Consider the following 19285-nt stretch of genomic DNA (forward strand, 5'->3'; position numbering starts at 1 on the left):
TCTATCCTTTCTCTTCGCTGTGCTTATCTCAACGGTCAACTTTCAATTTGATGTATTTGCCAAAGTGAGATGCACCCTCTAGACCATTGGGTGAATGAAGGTATTGTAGTAGAGGATAAAGCCGTAAATTATCCAATGACCGATAAAGATAAAGCTCAAATAATAGCTTACGTAGCAGCTACAGGAGCGCAAGTAGGTTTATTTATAAACTTTGGACGCAGCAAATTAGAATATCACCGCATCCTCCCACCAAAATCTGTACAAGGTTGGCAGAAACACATTCAACCATACTTGTGGACGCCGAAAACAAGTGGCAGGGGTTGGACAAGAGGAAGTTCAGGAACCTATGAAGAAACAGATGCGGAACTCCCCTTACCTCCCAGCATTAGACCTCAGAACCAGGAGGAAGATGCAACCGATGTGATTGATTGGTAGCAAGGGGGGGGACGGTTAGCCACGGATTTTGTAACGGATGTAACGGATGATTAGTGGGTGATTACCAAATCCGCTGCTAATCGCCCCCACCAACCACCCATCCGTTAAATCCGTTGCTAATCGCCCCCCACCAACCACCTATCCGTTAAATTCGCTGCTAACCGTCCCCCCACCAACCACCCATCCGTTAAATCCGTTGCTAATCGCCCCCCACCAATCACCCATCCGTTAAATCCGCTACCAAATCCGTGGCTAACCGCCCCCCCCACCAACCAACAACATCTACATCTACAATGCAATTCCTCGAACTCGTCCTCAAAAACTTCGGCCCCTATGCAGGCATCCAAACCATCAATCTCCGCCCCGAAAAAGACGGAAATCCCTGCCCAGTTATTTTATTTGGCGGCATGAATGGCGGCGGCAAAACCACCCTCATGGACGCCATTCGCCTCGCCCTCTACGGCGGCCGCGCCCAATGTTCCACCAGAGGCAATTTAAGCTACAGCGACTTTCTCAATCAATGCGTCAACCGCCACACACCCCCATTAGAAGATACCCGCGTCGAACTAACATTTGAACAAGTCCAAGATGACAAATTAGCTCAATTCAAAATAGTTAGATACTGGAAAAAATTAGATATTAAAGACAACTTAAGCATTCTCATCTACAGCGAGATTGTCAGCGATTGGTGGTCGGACAAAGCAATTACTAACACCTGGGACGAATACATCGAAACCCTTTTGCCAGTCGGAATATCCAACCTATTTCTGTTTGACGGCGAACAAGTAAAAGAACTCGCAGAACTCGAAACACCGCCGGAGTTTGTCGTCGGGGCGATTAAATCTCTTTTAGGTTTAGAATTAGCAGAACGCCTCGCCGTCGATTTAGAAATATTAGCCGGCCGCAAGCGGAAAGAAATTGCTGGCAAAAAAGACTTGGCTGCTTTAGAGAAAATCGAAGAAACTTTTAAGAAAATTAGTGAGGAAATAGACTCAGCTAAGCAAGAACAAGCCAGCTTTAAAAACGAATTAGATAAAGCTCAAAAAAATCAGCAACAAGCATCAGACAAGTTTATTTATGAAGGCGGGAAAATTGCCGCCGATCGCAGTCAGCTAGACAGACAGCTAAACGACTACAGAAATCAGGCAGAAAAAACCCGTCAAGCCATGATGGAAGTAGCCTCAAATACGCTACCACTAGCCTTAATTTCGCCCTTGCTAAGTGAAGCAAAAATTCAAGCCGAAACAGAAGCCAGCCAGCAGCAAGCAAAGATTGCCCAAAATGTTATCAAACAAAGAAGCGATCGCCTTCTCAACTACATCGCGGAAATCTCGTTAAATCCCCAACAGCTAGATAAAATTCAAGACTTTATCCGCCAAGAAAACCAAGAACTCGAACAGCAAGCGGCAACAGACTCCCCGCCCTGGATGAACGCCGACAACAACAGCATCCAGCAACTAGAAAACCTCCTTAGCTACCAAATCAAAGCCCAACAAATTCTAGCCAACGACCAAATAGAAGAAATCAAAAGTATCGAAGCAGAAATCGACTTTACAGACAGACAACTCGCAGCCGCAGCTTCCCCCGAAGCCTACGAAAAACTAGAAGAAGAGGTTAGGAAAGCCCAAAAGGCAGTCGCTATCGCAGCCGCTGCCTGCGAATCAGCCAACCGCCGCGTCGATGAATTAGAGAGAGAATTAGCCAAAAACCAAAAAGAACTAGAAAGCTACAGCAGCGAATTCATCACCATCAGAAACAGCCAACACGTCATCGCCTCCATCGCCAAAGCCCAAGCCACCCTGAAACTCTTTAAAGAAAAACTCACCCTCAAAAAACTTAACAAACTCGAAATAGAAATTACCGACTGTTTCCGCTACCTGTTGCACAAAACCGACCTCGTACACAGAGTTGCGATCGACACTCAAACATTTAGCCTCTCCATTTACGATCCAGAAGGCAAACCGGTACCCAAACACCGACTTTCAGCCGGGGAAAAACAATTGCTGGCGATCGCCTTTTTGTGGGGATTGGCTAGAGTATCCGGGAGACAATTGCCAGTGGCGATCGACACTCCCTTGGGCCGCCTCGACTCCTCCCACAGAAATAACCTAGTCGAACGCTATTTCCCCTCGGCTAGCCACCAAGTCATCCTGCTTTCTACCGACACGGAGATTAGAAAAGAAGAATACGAAAAACTCCAAGAATTAGAGGCGATCGCCCACAGCTACCTCCTCAAATACGACTCCGCCAAACACCAAACCACCGTCGAAAAAGGTTACTTCTGGGAATGAACCGCAGATTAGGGCAGATGAACACGGATGAACGCAGATTGGATTGGATGGCATGGGGATTTTTGGTATAGTTTGGGATGTGGGATTTTTGTTACCGCAGATGAGGGCAGATGAACACGGATGAACGCAGATTGGAATTGAATGGGATTACGGAAAAAATTATTGGTTGTGCTTTTAAGGTAGGAAATACTTTAGGTTGTGGATTTTTGGAGCAAGTTTATCAGAATTCTTTGGTTTATGAACTTCGCAAAACAGGGATGCTGGTTGAACCTCAGTTTGTCATTTATGTCCATTATGAAGATATAATCGTTGGGAAATTCGTACCAGATGTTTTGGTGGAAAGATCCGTGCTTGTAGAACTCAAAGCTATCAAATCACTGGGGGAAAGAGAAATGGCACAGTGTCTAAATGTCATAAAAGCTACAAAACTAACCGTCTGCTTGCTCATCAACTTCGGCAACCCTAAAGTTGAAATTCAACGAATAGTCAATAATTTCTAAACCGCAGATACAATCTCATGCTATTATCTGCGTTCATCCGTGTTCATCTGCCCTCATCTGCGGTAACAAAATTATCAACCTATGGAACCACCAGTCGATCGCATCCGCCTCTCCCAAACAGGCAAAGACCAACTATCAAAACTGAAACGATCGACCAAAATCGATCAGTGGAATATTCTATGCAGGTGGGGATTTTGCCGATCGCTCGCCGAACCCAGCATCCCATCGCCAGTACCAATCCCCAGCGACAGCAACGTCGAATTAAGCTGGGATGTCTTCGGCGGTGACATGGCAGATATCTTGATAATGGCCCTCAAGCAGCGGTGTCACCAAGATAATTTAGGCACGGAAAAAGAAACTCTAGCCAAACAGTTTCGCCTGCACTTGCACCGAGGAATTGGTTATTTGGCCGGCGATCCGAATATTAAGAAAATCGAAGACTTGGTGGCGATCGCTTTATCGCCTGAAAAATTAAGAAATTAAACGAACCGCGAAGACGCAAAGGACGCGAAGGAAGAAGGGAAGAGAAGGGATGAGTTGACAATTTACTTCAGTAAAAGCGGGAAAAAATGCCCTACTGGCCCTTGACCTTCCCCAATATCCAAAGCATATTGGAGAGCAGTGGTAACATAATCCTTAGCCAATGTCACCGCTGTAAATAAATCTTTACCTAATGCTAAATTAGCGGCGATCGCAGCGCTCAAAGTACAACCACTCCCGTGAGTATTGGGAGTATCAACATTTTCAGTCTTCAACACATCCAACCGCGTACCGTCAAACCAAACATCAATTCCGCGTAAATCTCCTTTCATCCCGCCACCTTTCACCAAAACAGCTTTCGCACCCGATCGATAAATCTGCTGCGCCGCCGATCGCATATCATCCACAGAATCAATCTGTAAACCGCTCAAAATCTGAGCTTCAAAGCGATTCGGAGTCACGACAACGGCCATTGGAATCAAAACATCCCGCAAAAATGCGATCGCCCCATCGTCAATCAATCGATCGCCCGATCGTGACACCATCACCGGATCGACAACCAAATTCCCTATTCCCAAAGCTTCCACCTGTGTAGCCACCGCCGCCATAATTTCCAGATTCAGCAGCATCCCAGTCTTCACAGCATCCACCCCAATATCCCCAACTACCGCCTCAATTTGAGCCGCCACAGCCTCCGCAGACAAAGCATCCACCCGCGTCACACCCAAAGTATTTTGAGCGGTCACACAAGTCAAAGCACTCGTACCGTGCACGCAGTGAAACGCAAAAGTCCGCAAATCCGCCTGAATCCCAGCCCCACCGCCACTATCGGAACCAGCCACAGTCAAAGCCACAGGAATCTTCGATTTAATCATCTTTTTCAACCGCAGATAAACGCAAACAAACGCAGATAAATCCCATCATATCCGCCTTCATCAGCGCTCATCCGCCCTCATCTGCGGTTAAAATGTCCCCACAAAATTAGCTATGATTAAAACAAATGTAAAGAATTATTGCAAACAACTGTGAAAATCACCCGAATCGACCTCAACTCTTGGATCTTCCACATCGCAGGCCAAACCATCCTCGTCGATCCCTGGCTAATCGATCCGCTCGTATTTTACGGTCAACCCTGGTTGTTCACCGCCTACCACAACACCCCCGTCGCCTTCACTCCCAGCACCTTACCGCCGATCGACCTCATCCTGATTTCCCAAGGATTAGACGACCACTGTCACAGACCAACACTCGAACAGCTCGATCGCACAATTCCCGCGATCGCCTCACCCACCGCCGCCAAAGTCCTCAGCAGTTTAGGCTACACCAATATCACATCTTTAGCAAATTGGCAAGAATTTAATTATCAAGAAAAGTTACAAATTACTGCCGTACCCGGAGCCGAAATCGGGCCGGGACAAGAAGAAAACGGCTATTTGCTTAAAGATTTAAGCAGCGGCGAGACACTTTATTACGAACCGCACCTGCCACCATTAGAAAAAGTCAAACAGAAAATAGACACAGTAGACGTAGCCATCGCCCCAGTCATCGGTCAAATCTTCCCATTTCTCGGACAAGTCATCATCGGCCCTGCGGAAGCCCTCAGCCTCGCCCAAACACTCAAACCTCGGTTTTTCCTGCCTACAGCGGCGGGAGACATCCGAGCCACAGGCATTTTACCAAAGTTAGTGCGATCGGTCGGCAGCATCCCCGAATTTCGCGATTTACTAGCAAAATCGGGACTATCCACCCAACTCCTCGAACCCGAACCAGGCCAAACCCTAGAAATTTGAGATTTGAGATTTGAGATTTGAGATTTAATCCGCCATCCAAAATCCCAAATCCACATTTATCTAGGCGGGCGACGGTTACGCAAAAACTCAGGAATATCCAATCCCAAATCCTGCGGCGGTTTCGCTTTCGGATCGGGCGTCTGTTGAGCAGGAGTCGTCGGCACAGTGGCAGCCCGCCAAGGAGCATTAACATTTTGCGTCCGCCCCGGAGCCGGAGGCGACGGAACTTCTCCCGAAAAACCAGTAGCGATCACAGTAATCTTAATTTCGCCCTGAAGCCGCTCGTCAATCACAGCTCCAAAAATAATATTGGCATTCGGATCGACAACCTCGTAAATCGTCTCAGCCGCCGCATTCACCTCGTGCAACGTCATGTCAGTACCGCCAGTGATGTTAAACACCACACCTCTAGCGCCCTCAATAGACGAAGCTTCCAGCAGAGGCGAAGAAATAGCCTGCATCGCAGCCTCCCTAGCCCGCGACTTGCCAGAACCCACGCCGATGCCCATCAAAGCCGAACCCGCATCCGCCATTACTGCCCGCACGTCAGCAAAGTCAACATTCACCAAACCGGGAATAGTAATAATGTCAGAAATACCCTGAACCCCTTGGCGCAGGATATCGTCAGCAACTCGAAAAGCCTCTTGCACCGGCATTTGTTCCGAAATCACAGACAGCAGCTTGTCGTTAGGAATCACGATCAGCGTATCCACCCGGGTTTGCAAAGCCGCAATCCCTTCCTCAGCTTGGCTGGTGCGCCGCCGTCCCTCAAACGTAAAAGGCCGCGTCACTATGCCCACAGTCAATGCGCCCATTTCCTTAGCGACCTCAGCCACGATCGGAGCCGCGCCCGTGCCCGTACCGCCGCCCATGCCGGCTGTGATAAATACCAAATCCGCATGATTCAGAGCATTAGCAACCTCGTCGCGAGATTCCTCCGCAGCCTTTTGGCCGATCGCCGGATTGCCCCCCGCGCCCAAACCGCGCGTCAACTTCTGTCCGACTTGCAAGCGTTTCGGAGCATTTGAGAGAACCAGAGCTTGGGAATCTGTATTCACGCACCAAAACTCGACACCAGAAACCTCGCTAGCAATCATCCGGTTAACGGCGTTGCCCCCACCACCGCCGACGCCAATTACTTTGATTTTGGCGGCACTGCTGGGCATTATGTCTTTGGGATTGACCATAGGATCGATATCAATACTATCTACATTTACATAACCAGACTTGCGTCTAAAGGGATTGGCGGAATCTGCAGCCACCGGAAAATTTTTTACTTCTTCCGAAGGGGGACTGTCTTGGTCAGACCCCTGTCTATTATTAAGCTTCATTACAGTTGGGGGTAGTAGATTACAGCTTGGTGACATCCTCCCTACACCGATTTGGAGTACCAAATGAGCGTGTAGGCTTCCCAAATTCACAGATGGGCATTCCTGCTTCATTGGTCGTATCTAGACCGAAGTCCCCGATAACGATACCTCCACAGGCAACTTGACTGCGAGTCCCGCAGCGGCAAGACCCCTTTGTTCTACTACCATTGCAGCAGCAACATCGCGGTCTGTTGTGTATCCACACTCATGACAAGCATGAATGCGATCGGACAGCTTTTTCTTTCCTGTATGAGTGGAACACTGAGGACAAGTTTGGCTAGTGCCATTCGGGTCAACTTTAGCAAAGTACACGCCACGTTTCCAGCAAACCCAAGATAGGATATCGAGGAATCCGCCCCAACTAGCATCAAGACAGTGTTTTGCTAGCATCCCGCGACTCATCATTTTGAGATTCAACTCCTCAGCAAAAATCATTCCCACTCCCAAATCGCATAAAGCATGAGCTGTTTTGAAATGAAACTCTTTACGGATATCATGAATGCGCTCGTGCAGAAGGCGGACTTTGTGTTGAATCTTGCGGTAGTTAGCAGAACCCTTAGTTTTGTTTCTCAGCTTGCGTTGCAGCCATTTAAGCTTGCTTTCCAAGTCTACAAAGAAACGTGGTCTTGAGAGTAACTTACCGTTAGATACAGCCAAGAATTTCTCCAATCCCAGATCGATGCCAATAGACAAACCATGAGGCCTGAGCTCGGGAACAGAGACATCACACTGCAAAATCAATTGAGTGTACCATCCTGATGCTTTGTTGATTACCCTCACTTGTTTAATGACAAACCCATCTGGGATAGGGCGGTGCAAATTAATTGGCACTGCTCCAATCTTAGGCAGCTTTATTTGTACTCCTATCAATGGATAGTCTTTGAACTGAGGGAAAGTAAACGACCGATACGCACCTAACTTTTTGAATCTAGGAAACCCAAAACCACGTTCTTTCATAAACTTGAAAGCCCGATCGAGTCGCTTCAAGGCATCTTGTAAAACTTGGGAGTGAACCTCTTTGAGTTCAGGATTTACTTTTTTTGCTCTTGTCAGGGCGTTCTGTTGTTTGTAATAGTCAGGATACGCTGCGTCAGATGGAATGATGTACTCAGAATGAATACTGCAAGCGTCTATCGCACACTTACGCGATGCAATCGAGTCTTTTCGCTCTCGCAAAGCGTAATTATAAACTTTGCGACAAATCTCCATCCAAGCAAGCATTTTGGCTTCTTGACTGGCATCTGGATAAATTCGGTATGTGTACGTCAAACTGAGCATTGTGCAACCTCCCATCGAATTCTAACAGAATTTACAATTTTCTTAGAAAACTGGAGAAATTGTGATAGAGTTAACAGCCTTATTCCCCCACTTGCTTGTAGTAAATATTGAGCGCAGGGCGTTTCGTTTATAACTACCTTATATCCCCCCACCGATAGGGATTACCAAATTAGTGTGGGGGACGAGGGCGCCAAATTGTTAACTAAACGCCAATTCACGATCAACTATAGGCTAAGTTGCGCGAAAAACTAACATTGATCAATGCTTAATGTTAGCAATCTCGGATTTGATCGGTCTCGCTAGCCCAGACCTCGCTTGACGCCATCAAGGTGCTTGACGCTATCAAGGCACTTGTACGCAACGCAGAAGGAAAAAAAAGGGATACTAGGCGGTCCCGCATCGGTATGGAAAGAACAATCTGATTGTTTTTACCAGACGCGGAGGGATATCAAAAAACTCTCCTTATTTCAAGCCCTGCGTATTGCTCAGGAGGGGTAAAAATTCTGCAAGCCGATCGATACCTTCTACCTTCTGTTGACAGAGGATCAATTCTGGGTGCGAGTTGGTGCGGGAGTTGAACTCTCCAAACTGCCGGGGAGTTGTGGCAAGTGGACGATCGGCGAAGCAGGATTTTTCAAGTCAATGTAGGCTATTTTGCTTGAATCTAGCTGTTTTGGCAATTGTCGCATTCGGTCTAAAACCTTAAGTTGCTCCGCAGTCTTGGAACTGTACGGCCCCAAGTGTACGGTACCGATCTCTGTTTTCAAGATCAAGTTGTTCGGGTCTTGCCAATTAATCTCAAACACTTTCACCGTCAAGCCGCTGAGTCCTTGGTAAAACTTCGGCCAAGAGGCGCGGTACTGTTCCAAAGGTCCGATGACTTTTAAAGTGGGCAAAGAACGCTGAGGCTGCGTTCCCTGACTGCTGCCGGACCCGATCGAACTATTCTGCGATCGTACAGCAGTATAACTATCCGACGGCATCCAACCTCCGCGAGCGTCCAGCCACCCCCCTTTTTCCTTGTCACTGTTCGATCTCAACACCGCAGTCGGCTGCGCCACCGCCACCGGCAGCCGTTCTGCCACTTCTATAGTCAAACTCGGCGGGAACAAGTTACGAGTCACCTTCGCTTTGGCGATCGGCCCAGTTGACTCCAGCTTTTCGGCCAGGGCCTGCGGTTGAATCCCCCACAGTGACTGCGGGTAAGACAGCGGCACCAAAGACCGCACCGCCTTGTCCGACAGCCACTGATTGCCTTCCACCTTCACTTGTTCCGATCGGGCAATCAACCAAGCCGGCTGAGCAATCCACCACAGCAAACCTCCAGCCATTGCACTCGCTGCCAGCATTTGCCACACAACAGCCGCCAATCGAGCGCGCCTCTGCTGCCGCAACTTTTGGCGCCTGCGCCCTAACTCTGTTTGAGAAACCGCTCCAAAACTAGCCATCTACGTCTTGACAATATAGTAATTAAGGATTAGCACAAATTCAAAACCGTTTAATCTCTCTCTCTTGAACCCTGTTTTCCCCTACCATTTAACCAGATCCCCGCAAATTTACCCAGAGTCCTGCCAATATCAGTAATATCACTGATCCCGCTAAGTAATAAAAAACTATTAATTAAAAATTCCCAATTCCAGCGCCGGGAAAACCCCTTACCCGATCAAGGTTCTTTGGGTATTTAGGGCATTACCCCACAGGGCAAAAGGTTACAAATCAAACTAAACTCAACTAAAGAAAGTTTAGACTTTCGATTAACTTTTTAACTCTTATTCGGCTTCAATTGTGATCCCACTCGAATTAGACAGATTCTATAAAGCCTGCAACCCCAGCAAGACCCTTGTTGCGGGAGACCCCGGAGATTATCAATACTACATTGATTTTGGTTCCGTGCGTGGCGGCAAAATCATTGAATCTTTACAGCGAACCATTACCCGCATCTCCCCTGACCAGCCAACCTGTCAGCTATTTACAGGACATATCGGGTGTGGCAAATCTACGGAATTGTTTCGACTAAAAGCTGAGTTAGAGCAAGAGGGTTTTTGCGTCGTCTACTTCGAGTCTTCCCAAGACTTAGACATGGGTGATGTAGACATTAGCGATATTTTGCTGAGCATTGCGCGCCAAGTCAGCGAAACTATGGAATCCGCTAAAATCAAACTCAGACCGAGCTATTTTACCAATCTGTTTGCAGAAGTGGCAGAATTTTTGCAGACTCCCATAGATTTGTCAGCGGAAGCCGAGTTATCTATAGGCATTGCTAAAGTTACGGCTAAAACTAAAGACTCTCCCAAACTGCGATCGCAACTCAGGCAATATCTCGAACCCCGCACCAACAGCATTTTGCAGTCGATCAACGAAGAACTCCTCAACAAAGCTAACGCCGAACTCAAGCAGCAAGGGAAAAAAGGACTCGCAGTCATCGTTGACAACCTCGATCGCCTCGACGCCTCCCTCAAACCCAGCGGACGCACCCAGCCAGAATACTTGTTTTTAGACCGTGGCGAACAGTTGAAAAAACTTAATTGCCATGTTGTCTACACGATTCCCCTGACTTTGATTTTTTCCAACGACTTCGGCCGCCTCGCCAGTCGATTTGGAGTCAAGCCCAAGGTGATGCCGATGGTACCGGTGCAAATGCGATCGGGGGACGACCACCTCGAAGGAATGGCACTGCTGCGCCAGCTAGTATTAGCTAGAGCTTTCCCGAAAGTTGCTCCCCATCAACGCATAGATTTGATTTCCCAGGTGTTTGACTCTCCCGAAACTTTAGACCGGCTTTGCCGGATTAGTGGCGGTCACGTTCGCAATCTACTGATGCTTTTGTATAGCTGTTTGCAGCACGAAGACCCTCCCTTCTCTCGCGAATGCCTCGAAAGCGTCATTCAAGAATATCGCGATGACCTTTTGTCAGCCATCAATGACATGGAATGGGAATTGCTGTTTCAAGTTGTCAACCGACAAAGTGTAACCGGCGAAGAAGAGTCTCAAATCTTGTTGCGAAGTATGTTTGTCTTTGAATACCGCGATCAAGAAGGTCGTTGGTTTGGGATTAATCCAGCCTTAGCAGAAACCAGAAAATATAAGGAGTGGCTACAGCGCTGTGAAGCAAAATAGTTGGGATTTTTGAGATAGCTTCGTGACTCTAAGAACCCTTAACCACGAGGAACTTAGAAAGTATTTAACTGAAAATTCATCGCTCACAACTCCGAAATCTTACCATCCAATACAGAAATCAGTCAGCGGTTTTGGCCACTGGCTGATTTCTGTTGAATGCTGGCTATAGGCGGTGAATGTTATTGTCGTGTAAAACTTTGCCGCCACTAAGGACTTTGCCCACTCTCAACTCTCATATCTGCAATGCCAGACCCCCTATATCTGTTTTTACCTGTTGCTCTTAATTTCAACTAATCCCATCCCGAAGGACATTTTTTTTTCTGTTGTGTTAAATGCCTGCTACAGATATATCGGAGTTGTTTACTAATAGCTAGTCGTCGGTATGCTCATGAACTTAGCGGTTGGCTATTTATGATCTGTAGTCCTTTATATATAGCTGAATCAAAAAATATAAGATGACCTTAAATTTTTATTGGGAAGTCTAGCATTCTCTGAGATTGAGAGGTATGATATCTTTACATTGGCTCTAATAACTATGTAAGTATTGATAAGACAAGTACGGAAAACTACGTATTTATACAGAGATAAGGCGTCAGACCGAGACGGCTATATCTAAGTAGATACGCTTTCAGTCACGATTGGCGAGAGTTAGGTAATTGATTTATGCAAAAGAGGTGCACGCATGACAGATCTAATTAAGGTACAAGAAACGGCTAACTACAACGAGCGATCGCTCAAAACTCTGGTCAGGTCAATCACAATGTCTCAACACCAATTCTCGCTAATTTTGGTGCGCTGCAACTACGATCAGTTGCGCCAGCAAATAGCGCAGCGGCTGCGAGAAGTGTCCCCAGTTGCCATTCAAGATCTCGTCCTCCCAGCTTCAGTCAAAACCCTTTACACTACGCTGCAGGCAAGCACTCTCCAGGAGGGGTACTCGCCTGTGGTTTCTGCCTCGGCTTTAATGGTATTTGGTTTAGAAACAGTAGTAGCGATCGACGAATTGATGGCTTCTACCAATCAAGTGCGAGACGAATTTCGCAAAAATTTTTCCTGCCCAGTGATTTTGTGGGTAACAGATGACATCGTGACCAAAATGATTCGTCTGGCCCCGGATTTCAAAAGTTGGGCCGCCGCCACAATTAAATTTGAAATGGGCGTTGACGAATTAATTAATTTCCTCGCTAAGCGGGCAGATACTATATTTAAAATAGGCGAACTCAATCAAGAACTCGCCAGCAGCAACGTCAGCACCATCGCTAATTGTGAGACCTGCGAAACTCCGTGCGAAAAACGCGGCCTGGAGCGCGAAATCAGCCCTGGAGAACGCTTTCTAACTTTTAACTCAGGGCCCCAAAACCGACGACAATCAGATGTCCACTCCTATTCGCCATTGAGTCCGGGCAATACCTTCGATTTGGCGATCGGCTCTTTGCCACGCCGAGAATTAGAATTAGCTTTAAGAGATTTACAAAATCGCGGTCAAGAATTAGAACCCGCCCTCAAAGCCAGCCTGCAATTCGTTCTCGGTCGAGATTACTATGTCAGCGACCAAACCGAAACCGCCTTAATTCACTACCAAGAAAGCTTAGTATTTTGGCAGCATCAAACTGGCAACTGGGAACTCGCAAACTGGGAAAATTCCGAAAACCCAGAAACCCTCTCCTGCTCATTGTCGAATCCTGTCCCCAACATCCTATTTTTAGAGAGAGAAGGGATAGTGCTATTTCACATAGCCCTGTGTCACCGCTTGCAAGCAGCCAGAAATCCGGTAGCCAATCGCCAGCACTGGGAACAAGCTTGGATTAGCCTGGAACAATCTAGAAACGCTTTCTCCCTTGCCTCACGCCCCGAGTTGGTAGCTGAGGTGACAGCCCACCTCGGAGAAGTGCTGCAGCGCCTGAAAGCGTGGGGAGAGTTGCAAGCATTAGCTGAAAATTCTTTGCAGTTGCACTTCACTTACGGTACTCCCAGCCAACTAGCTCAAGATTACGGCTTTTTGGCTGAAGTTGCCCTGCAACAGTCGAGGTGGAGTCAAGCCCGCCAGCTAGCTGAGTTGGCTTTGGCGATTTTGGATCAAACGCCTAATGATTTGAGATTGCTGATTGAAGATTTGAGATTGGGGTTTGAGGGAAATTATCCAGAATTTGTGGGCCCTAACGAGTTAAGTAACGAACCCAAATCTAAAATCCAACATCCTAAATCCGACAGGAGTTGGTATCTTTTACTTTTAGCCAGAAGTTTGCGGCAGCTAGGCCAGTGGGAAGCAGCGGTTCATTCTTTGGAGTTGGCTCAATCTCAAAGCGAGCCGAAGTACGACCCCCGACTTTACATCGATATTTTGACGGAACTGCAAGCGGTTTATTTCGAGCAGGGAGAGTATCTGAAAGCGTTTCGGATTAAAAAAACCCAGCGGTCGATCGAATATCAATACGGATTTAGAGCTTTTATCGGAGCCAGCCAATTGCAGCAGCAGCGACAAGCCGTCAATCCTTCGGGTCCCTCAGCTCAAAACCAAGCTGCCATCGCAGCGTCCATGACAGCTTACTCGCGCCAAACAGATATCAATAGCTTGCTAGAAAGAATTAGCAGGGACGACCATAAATTAACTATTATTCATGGGCCCAGTGGAGTCGGGAAAAGTTCTCTAGTCAATGCCGGCTTAGTACCAGCTTTGAAAAATATTACTCCGGGCGCGCGCGATACATTGCCCGTAGTAGTCAAAGTTTACACCGACTGGCTGGTGGAGTTAGAAAATGCTTTGAACAGCGCACTGTACGACAAACAAGCCGAAGAGGAAAGTAAATTAATCTCCAAAGGAGTACAGGAAATCCACAAAAAAAGTTGCTCGGTTATTCCTTCTCGCAGCTCGGAAGTCTCTTCTTTTATTATAGAGCAGTTGCGTGAAAATGCCACAAATAATTTGTTAACTGTGCTGATTTTCGATCAATTTGAAGAGTTTTTCTTTGTTTCGACTTCAGTGGCACAAAGACAACTTTTTTATAATTTTTTGCGTTTATTTTTGAATTTGCCTTATGTCAAGATAATTCTGTGCTTGCGCGAAGATTATTTGCACTACTTACTAGATTGCGATCGCTTCCCAAATCTTGACGCTATTAACAATAATATTCTCGACAAAAGTATCCGCTACCAACTGCGGAGTTTTTCTATGAAAGACGCGCGGGCTGTCATCGGACACTTAACAGAACGGGCGGAATTTTATTTAGAGCCGGCACTGATCGATGCCTTCGTAGAAGATTTAGCAGACGAACTGCAAGAAGTGCGACCAATTGAATTGCAGGTAGTAGGAGCGCAACTGCAAGAAGAAGGTATTACCAGTCTATCACAATACCAGCAATTGGGTGACAATCCCAAAGCGGAATTAGTGAAAAGATCCCTCGAAGGAGTCATCTCTGACTGTGGCCTGGTTAACGAAGATGCAGCTTGGAAAATCTTGTTTTCCCTGACAGATGAAAGAGGTGTTCGTTTGATAAAAACCAAACACGAACTCTCGTTAGTTACAGGTCCGCAGCCAGCCGATGCCCGGGAAACCGAATTATCGGCGATCGGCAGAAACCGAATTTCCCTACAGCGACAGTTCGCAAAAGACCCTGAAAACCGACAAAATAAAACCGACAACCTCGACTTAATTTTAGACATTTTAGTTGGTCACGGTTTGCTATTTCTGCTACGGGAAGCGCCCGAAGACCGCTATCAATTGGTACACGACTATTTAGTGCGACCAATCCGGCAAAGATTCGGCTTAGAAGCCAGACTGCACAAAGCAGAAGCAGACAAAAAAATGAGTCAAGCACAGCTCTACCGAGCCAATACTTTTCTCAAACAACTGCTGGGAGTAGCAGTGATCGGCGTCATGTTGCTAACCAGTTCCACCATCGCCGCCGTAAACTTTTGGTGGCGGGCTGTGGGTCAAAAACAGCTAGCTGTCGCTCAAACTCAGCGAGCCGAAATCAGTACCCTGACAGCAGCTTCTGAAGCACTTTATTTCTCAAACAACAAATTTGACGCCATGATGGAAAGTTTGAGAGCTGGTAAAAAGTGGAAACAGATCGAACGCTCCCAACAAATGTATACTCTCAAAGACACCGAAATTCTGATTTCTGCTGCCCTCCAGCAGGCAGTTTATGGAGTCAAAGAACGCAACCGCTTGGAAGGACACGGCGATGTAGTTTGGGGTCTTAGTTTCAGTCCCGACGGCGAAACAATAGCTTCTTCCAGTGTAGATAAAACAGTCAAACTTTGGCGGCGCGACGGCAGTTTGTTGGCAACTTTCAAAGGTCATACTAACAGCGTCTCCTGTGTGGCGTTCAGTCCCGACAACAAAACCATAGCCTCGGCAAGTTTAGATAAAACTGTCAAAATTTGGCAAACAGACGGCAGTTTGCTGGCAACTTTCAAAGGGCATACTAATAGCGTTACCAGCGTTGCTTTTAGTTCTGACGGTCAAACGATCGCCAGTGGATCTACAGACAAAACTATCAAACTTTGGAAAACCGACGGCACGCTGTTGCGAACGATCGAACAATTTGCTCCCGTAAATTGGCTAAGCTTCAGCCACGACGGCAAAATAATTGCTGTGGCGAGCGATGACGGTACTGTGAAACTGTGGAGTTCTGACGGTAGGTTAATCGCTAATTTATGGCACAGCGAAAACAGACAACCATCAAAAATTTACACCGTCAGTTTCTCCCCCGATGGTGAAATGATCGCCAGTGCGGGTGAAGATAAAACGGTGAAAATCTGGAGCATCGCTGCACTAAAACACCCAGCAACAGAAAATTCAACACAAGCAAAAAAAGGTGAACTGCTAACAACTTTGCGGGGACACAGCAAGTGGGTATTTGGTGTCAGTTTCTCCCCCGACGGTCAAACACTTGCTTCTGGAAGTGCAGACGGGACTGTCAAACTCTGGAGTCTGGCCGGTGTTGGCGACAAACGCCCAACCGATGCTAGCAACATTAAACCAGAGAGTCGCTTACTGAGAACTTTTGAGGGACACGCCGATCGAGTTACTCAGGTGAGTTTTAGCCCGGAAGGCAAAACCTTGGCTTCGGCAAGTTTTGACAAAACTATCAGGCTGTGGCGACTCGATGACGTGCCGCTCAAAACCCTCGACGGACACCAAAACCGGGTGCAAGGCGTTACTTTTAGCCCCGACGGCCAAAGGCTGGCTTCTGCTTCTACGGACAAAACTATCAAACTCTGGAGTCGCACGGGAGTTTTGCTGGAAACCTTGGAAGGACACACTCAGAGAGTCGCCAGCGTCAGTTTCAGCCCCGACGGCCAGCTACTTGCTTCTGGGAGTTACGACAAAACGGTGAAGGTGTGGAGTTTGACAGAAGATGGCATGAATAATATTCTCCCTTGTCCTTCGGCTCCGCTATTCCCGTGTTCGCCTTCTGTGCTGTTCACTCTCGACGGTCACGCCGACAGCGTGATGAGCGTGAGTTTTAGCCCCGACGGCGAGATTCTGGCTTCGGCTAGCAAGGATAAGACTGTGAAACTCTGGACTAGAAACGGCAGGCTGATTAAGACTTTGACGGGACACACAGGCTGGGTGACTGGGGTGACTTTCAGTCCAGACGGCTCGATGCTGGCTTCTGCAAGCGATGATGGTACTCTCAAACTCTGGAATCGGGACGGTCGTTTGCTAAGAACTTTTGAAGGAGCTCACAACAGTTTTGTGTTGGGGGTTGCTTTTAGCCCTGATGGCAAAATGCTGGCTTCGGCTGGTTACGACAATGCGGTGAAATTGTGGAAGGTAGATGGGACTTTGGTGGCGACGCTGCTGAAGGGTTCTAGCGACAGCGTGACTAGCGTGGGTTTTAGCCCGGATGGTTTGTTAGTTGCTTCGGGTAGTTACGATCATAAGGTGAAGCTTTGGAGTCGCAGCGGGACTTTGCTGAAAACTTTGACGGGTCACAAGGATAGCGTGATGAGCGTGAGTTTTAGCCCGGATGGGAAGGTTCTGGCTTCTGCTGGCCGGGATAATCGGGTGATTTTGTGGAATTTGGATCTTGACGATTTGCTGGTGAGGGGCTGTGACTGGGTGGGAGATTATCTGAGAACTAATCCTAATGTGAGCGATCGCGATCGGCGTCTCTGTGAGGGGGTTGGGGCAAAATCTCAATTGTAGTCTGAAGGAAGAAGGAAGAGGGAAGAGGGAAGAGGGAAGAGGGAAGAGGGAAGAGGGAAGAGGGAAGAGGGAAGAGGGAAGAGGGAAGAGGGATTCCCAACTTTCCTTGCCCGAACCCTTCCGCTTCCCCTCCGCTTCCTGTAAAGTAAATAATTGTAAAGAAATATGAGTTTTCTCTTATCCTTTGGTTAAGACCGCCAGCTAGCATTCACAATTAAGACCCGGATTATAAGTTCCTATGTCACAGCTTTTCCCGCGAAAATTTCTAGCCTCTGTTGCCGCATTTTTTCTGGCTTTGTCCGTGTGGACGATCGCACCAGTAGCCCACGCTTTCAACAATCCCGATTTGTTGCCGTCAACTCAGACACCGATCATTGATTTAGCTAAAGCCCTCACGGATATTGAAGAAGAGGGTTTGGCAAAAAATTTAAAGGCTTTTGAAGCCGAAACCGGCTGGAAACTGCGAGTGCTGACTCAGTACGATCGCACGCCCGGTTTGGCGGTCAAAAGTTATTGGGGGCTAGATAACAAGAGTGTGTTGCTAGTTGCTGACCCCCGAGGGGGAAATTTGCTCAATTTTAATGTGGGCGACTCGCTGTATCCGCTGCTGCCGCGCACTTTTTGGGTGGAACTGCAAACCCGCTATGGTAATCAATTTTTTGTGCGGGACAATGGGGAAGATCGAGCGATTATTGAATCTTTGGAGTCGATACAAGGCTGTTTGCGTCAGGGCGGATGCCGCGTGGTTCCCGGTTTGCCGAGGGAACAGTGGGTTCTGACGTTAATTACGTCGGTGCTTGGCGGCGTCATCTGCGGGTTTGCGGCTCAGCCTCGGAAGCCGGGACAGGTTGTGGCTTGGCAGTGGGCGCTGATTTTTTCGCCGCTGTGGGGAATTCTGTTTTTTGCTTTCGGACTTGGACCGGTGGTGACTCGGACTTCTGACTGGTTGCCTGTGGTTCGGAATGTGGCCGGTTTTGCGATCGGAGTTTTGGTGGCATTCCTGACTCCGGTGTTGGGCAAATCTTCTTCGTCGTCGGAAACTTAGTTGTCAGTTGGCAGTTGACAGGAAAGCAGATTTTACTCAACAGTCAACGAATGACTAAAAGCTGGTAAGCTGATACCTGACAACTCACAGGCGACAGCTATCCAACAAATGGAATGGCACGTAAGCGATGCCCAGAGTCTGGGATTAATCGATAACGAAATTGGCGACCACGGTTTTTCCGCGGCGGAGTACGAAATAGTCCGCCGCGTGATTTATGCGACTGCTGATTTTGAGTACAAGTCTTTAATTAGTTTTTCCGATCAGGCTTTGCAGGCTGGGGCGGCGGCTTTGGCTGCTCGGACTACGATCGTGGTAGATGTGCCAATGGTGCAGGTGGGCATTACACCCCTCATCCAAAGTACCTTTGCGAATCCGGTTTACTGTTCGATGGAGGCTTTGACGCGCCCCCAAAAGGAAAGGACGCGGGCGGCTTGGGGGATTGAAACTTTGGCAAGACGCTATCCTGAAGGGATTTTTGTGGTGGGCCAGGCTCAAACTGCTTTGTCGGCGATCGTAGATTTGATTGAATCTGAGGAAATTCGACCGGCTTTGGTGATTGGGACTCCTTCGGGGTTTGTGGGGGTTGACGTGGCTAAGTCGCGGCTGCACGATTCGATGGTTCCTCACATTCGGATTGAGGGGCGCAAGGGCTCTGCGGTGGTGGCTGTGGCTATTGTTAACGGGTTGGTGGATTTGGCTTGGCAGGCTTACGGCCAAGAGGGCAATAGTTGATAATTTAGTTTGCTATTTGCGCGGATGGGTGGTTCTTTAAAATCGAGGTGTCAAAAAAAATGGCTGCATCTGTCTCTGAGCAAGCCTTTG

13 protein-coding genes are annotated in these 19285 nt (G+C 47.7%); 9 read left to right on the forward strand and 4 right to left on the reverse strand.

From position 1 onward, the window contains the following. The first annotated feature begins 69 nt into the window (after window positions 1-69). The 4 genes from QT994_RS13425 (at window position 70) to dndE (ending at window position 3709) form a co-directional block, all read left to right on the forward strand. On the forward strand, window positions 70-435 hold the full coding sequence (locus QT994_RS13425; RefSeq protein WP_333175234.1) for a GxxExxY protein: 366 nt from the start codon (window positions 70-72) through the stop codon (window positions 433-435). Window positions 436-728: 293 nt separating this feature from the next. Beyond that, window positions 729-2726, forward strand: coding sequence for a DNA sulfur modification protein DndD (gene dndD, locus QT994_RS13430; protein WP_333175370.1), 1998 nt, complete (start codon window positions 729-731; stop codon window positions 2724-2726). Window positions 2727-2836: 110 nt separating this feature from the next. Continuing rightward, on the forward strand, window positions 2837-3226 hold the full coding sequence (locus QT994_RS13435; protein ID WP_333040677.1) for a GxxExxY protein: 390 nt from the start codon (window positions 2837-2839) through the stop codon (window positions 3224-3226). Window positions 3227-3307: 81 nt separating this feature from the next. Further along, a complete protein-coding gene (dndE, locus tag QT994_RS13440; protein ID WP_015179042.1) occupies window positions 3308-3709 on the forward strand; it encodes a DNA sulfur modification protein DndE in 402 nt (133 codons plus the stop codon). A gap of 62 nt (window positions 3710-3771) precedes the next feature. Here the strand turns inward: dndE and thiD are convergent, their stop codons facing one another. Further along, window positions 3772-4581, reverse strand: a complete 810-nt coding sequence (gene thiD, locus QT994_RS13445) for a bifunctional hydroxymethylpyrimidine kinase/phosphomethylpyrimidine kinase (protein ID WP_333175237.1) — start codon at window positions 4579-4581, stop codon at window positions 3772-3774. Between the two features lie 150 nt (window positions 4582-4731). Here thiD and QT994_RS13450 point away from each other — a divergent pair, with 150 nt between their 5' ends. Further along, window positions 4732-5496: an MBL fold metallo-hydrolase gene (locus QT994_RS13450; protein ID WP_333175240.1), complete on the forward strand. Its 765-nt coding sequence runs from the start codon at window positions 4732-4734 to the stop codon at window positions 5494-5496. Between the two features lie 56 nt (window positions 5497-5552). Here QT994_RS13450 and ftsZ read toward each other — a convergent pair whose 3' ends face one another. The 3 genes from ftsZ to QT994_RS13465 form a co-directional block, all read right to left on the reverse strand. Beyond that, entirely contained in the window at window positions 5553-6827 is a 1275-nt protein-coding gene (gene ftsZ / locus QT994_RS13455; RefSeq protein WP_333027130.1) for a cell division protein FtsZ, read from the reverse strand. Window positions 6828-6947: 120 nt separating this feature from the next. After that, the gene (locus QT994_RS13460; protein WP_333175243.1) at window positions 6948-8144 is read right to left on the reverse strand and encodes a transposase; all 1197 of its coding nucleotides are present in this window, start codon (window positions 8142-8144) and stop codon (window positions 6948-6950) included. Between the two features lie 545 nt (window positions 8145-8689). After that, the gene (locus QT994_RS13465; protein ID WP_333175245.1) at window positions 8690-9592 is read right to left on the reverse strand and encodes an FtsQ-type POTRA domain-containing protein; all 903 of its coding nucleotides are present in this window, start codon (window positions 9590-9592) and stop codon (window positions 8690-8692) included. Window positions 9593-9929: 337 nt separating this feature from the next. Here QT994_RS13465 and QT994_RS13470 point away from each other — a divergent pair, with 337 nt between their 5' ends. The 4 genes from QT994_RS13470 (at window position 9930) to QT994_RS13485 (ending at window position 19195) form a co-directional block, all read left to right on the forward strand. Continuing rightward, a complete protein-coding gene (locus QT994_RS13470; RefSeq protein ID WP_333175248.1) occupies window positions 9930-11261 on the forward strand; it encodes a P-loop NTPase fold protein in 1332 nt (443 codons plus the stop codon). Window positions 11262-11943: 682 nt separating this feature from the next. Further along, the gene (locus QT994_RS13475) at window positions 11944-17418 is read left to right on the forward strand and encodes a WD40 domain-containing protein (RefSeq protein WP_333175251.1); all 5475 of its coding nucleotides are present in this window, start codon (window positions 11944-11946) and stop codon (window positions 17416-17418) included. A 238-nt stretch (window positions 17419-17656) separates the two neighbouring features. After that, window positions 17657-18463 carry a TPM domain-containing protein gene (locus QT994_RS13480; protein ID WP_333045209.1) on the forward strand — a complete coding sequence of 269 codons (807 nt, stop codon included), beginning with the start codon at window positions 17657-17659 and terminating at the stop codon, window positions 18461-18463. Between the two features lie 108 nt (window positions 18464-18571). After that, entirely contained in the window at window positions 18572-19195 is a 624-nt protein-coding gene (locus QT994_RS13485) for a precorrin-8X methylmutase (RefSeq protein ID WP_172191877.1), read from the forward strand. Window positions 19196-19285 lie beyond the last annotated feature (90 nt).

It is taken from the genome of Microcoleus sp. S13_B4, from assembly GCF_036700885.1.
Taxonomy (GTDB): domain Bacteria; phylum Cyanobacteriota; class Cyanobacteriia; order Cyanobacteriales; family Microcoleaceae; genus Microcoleus.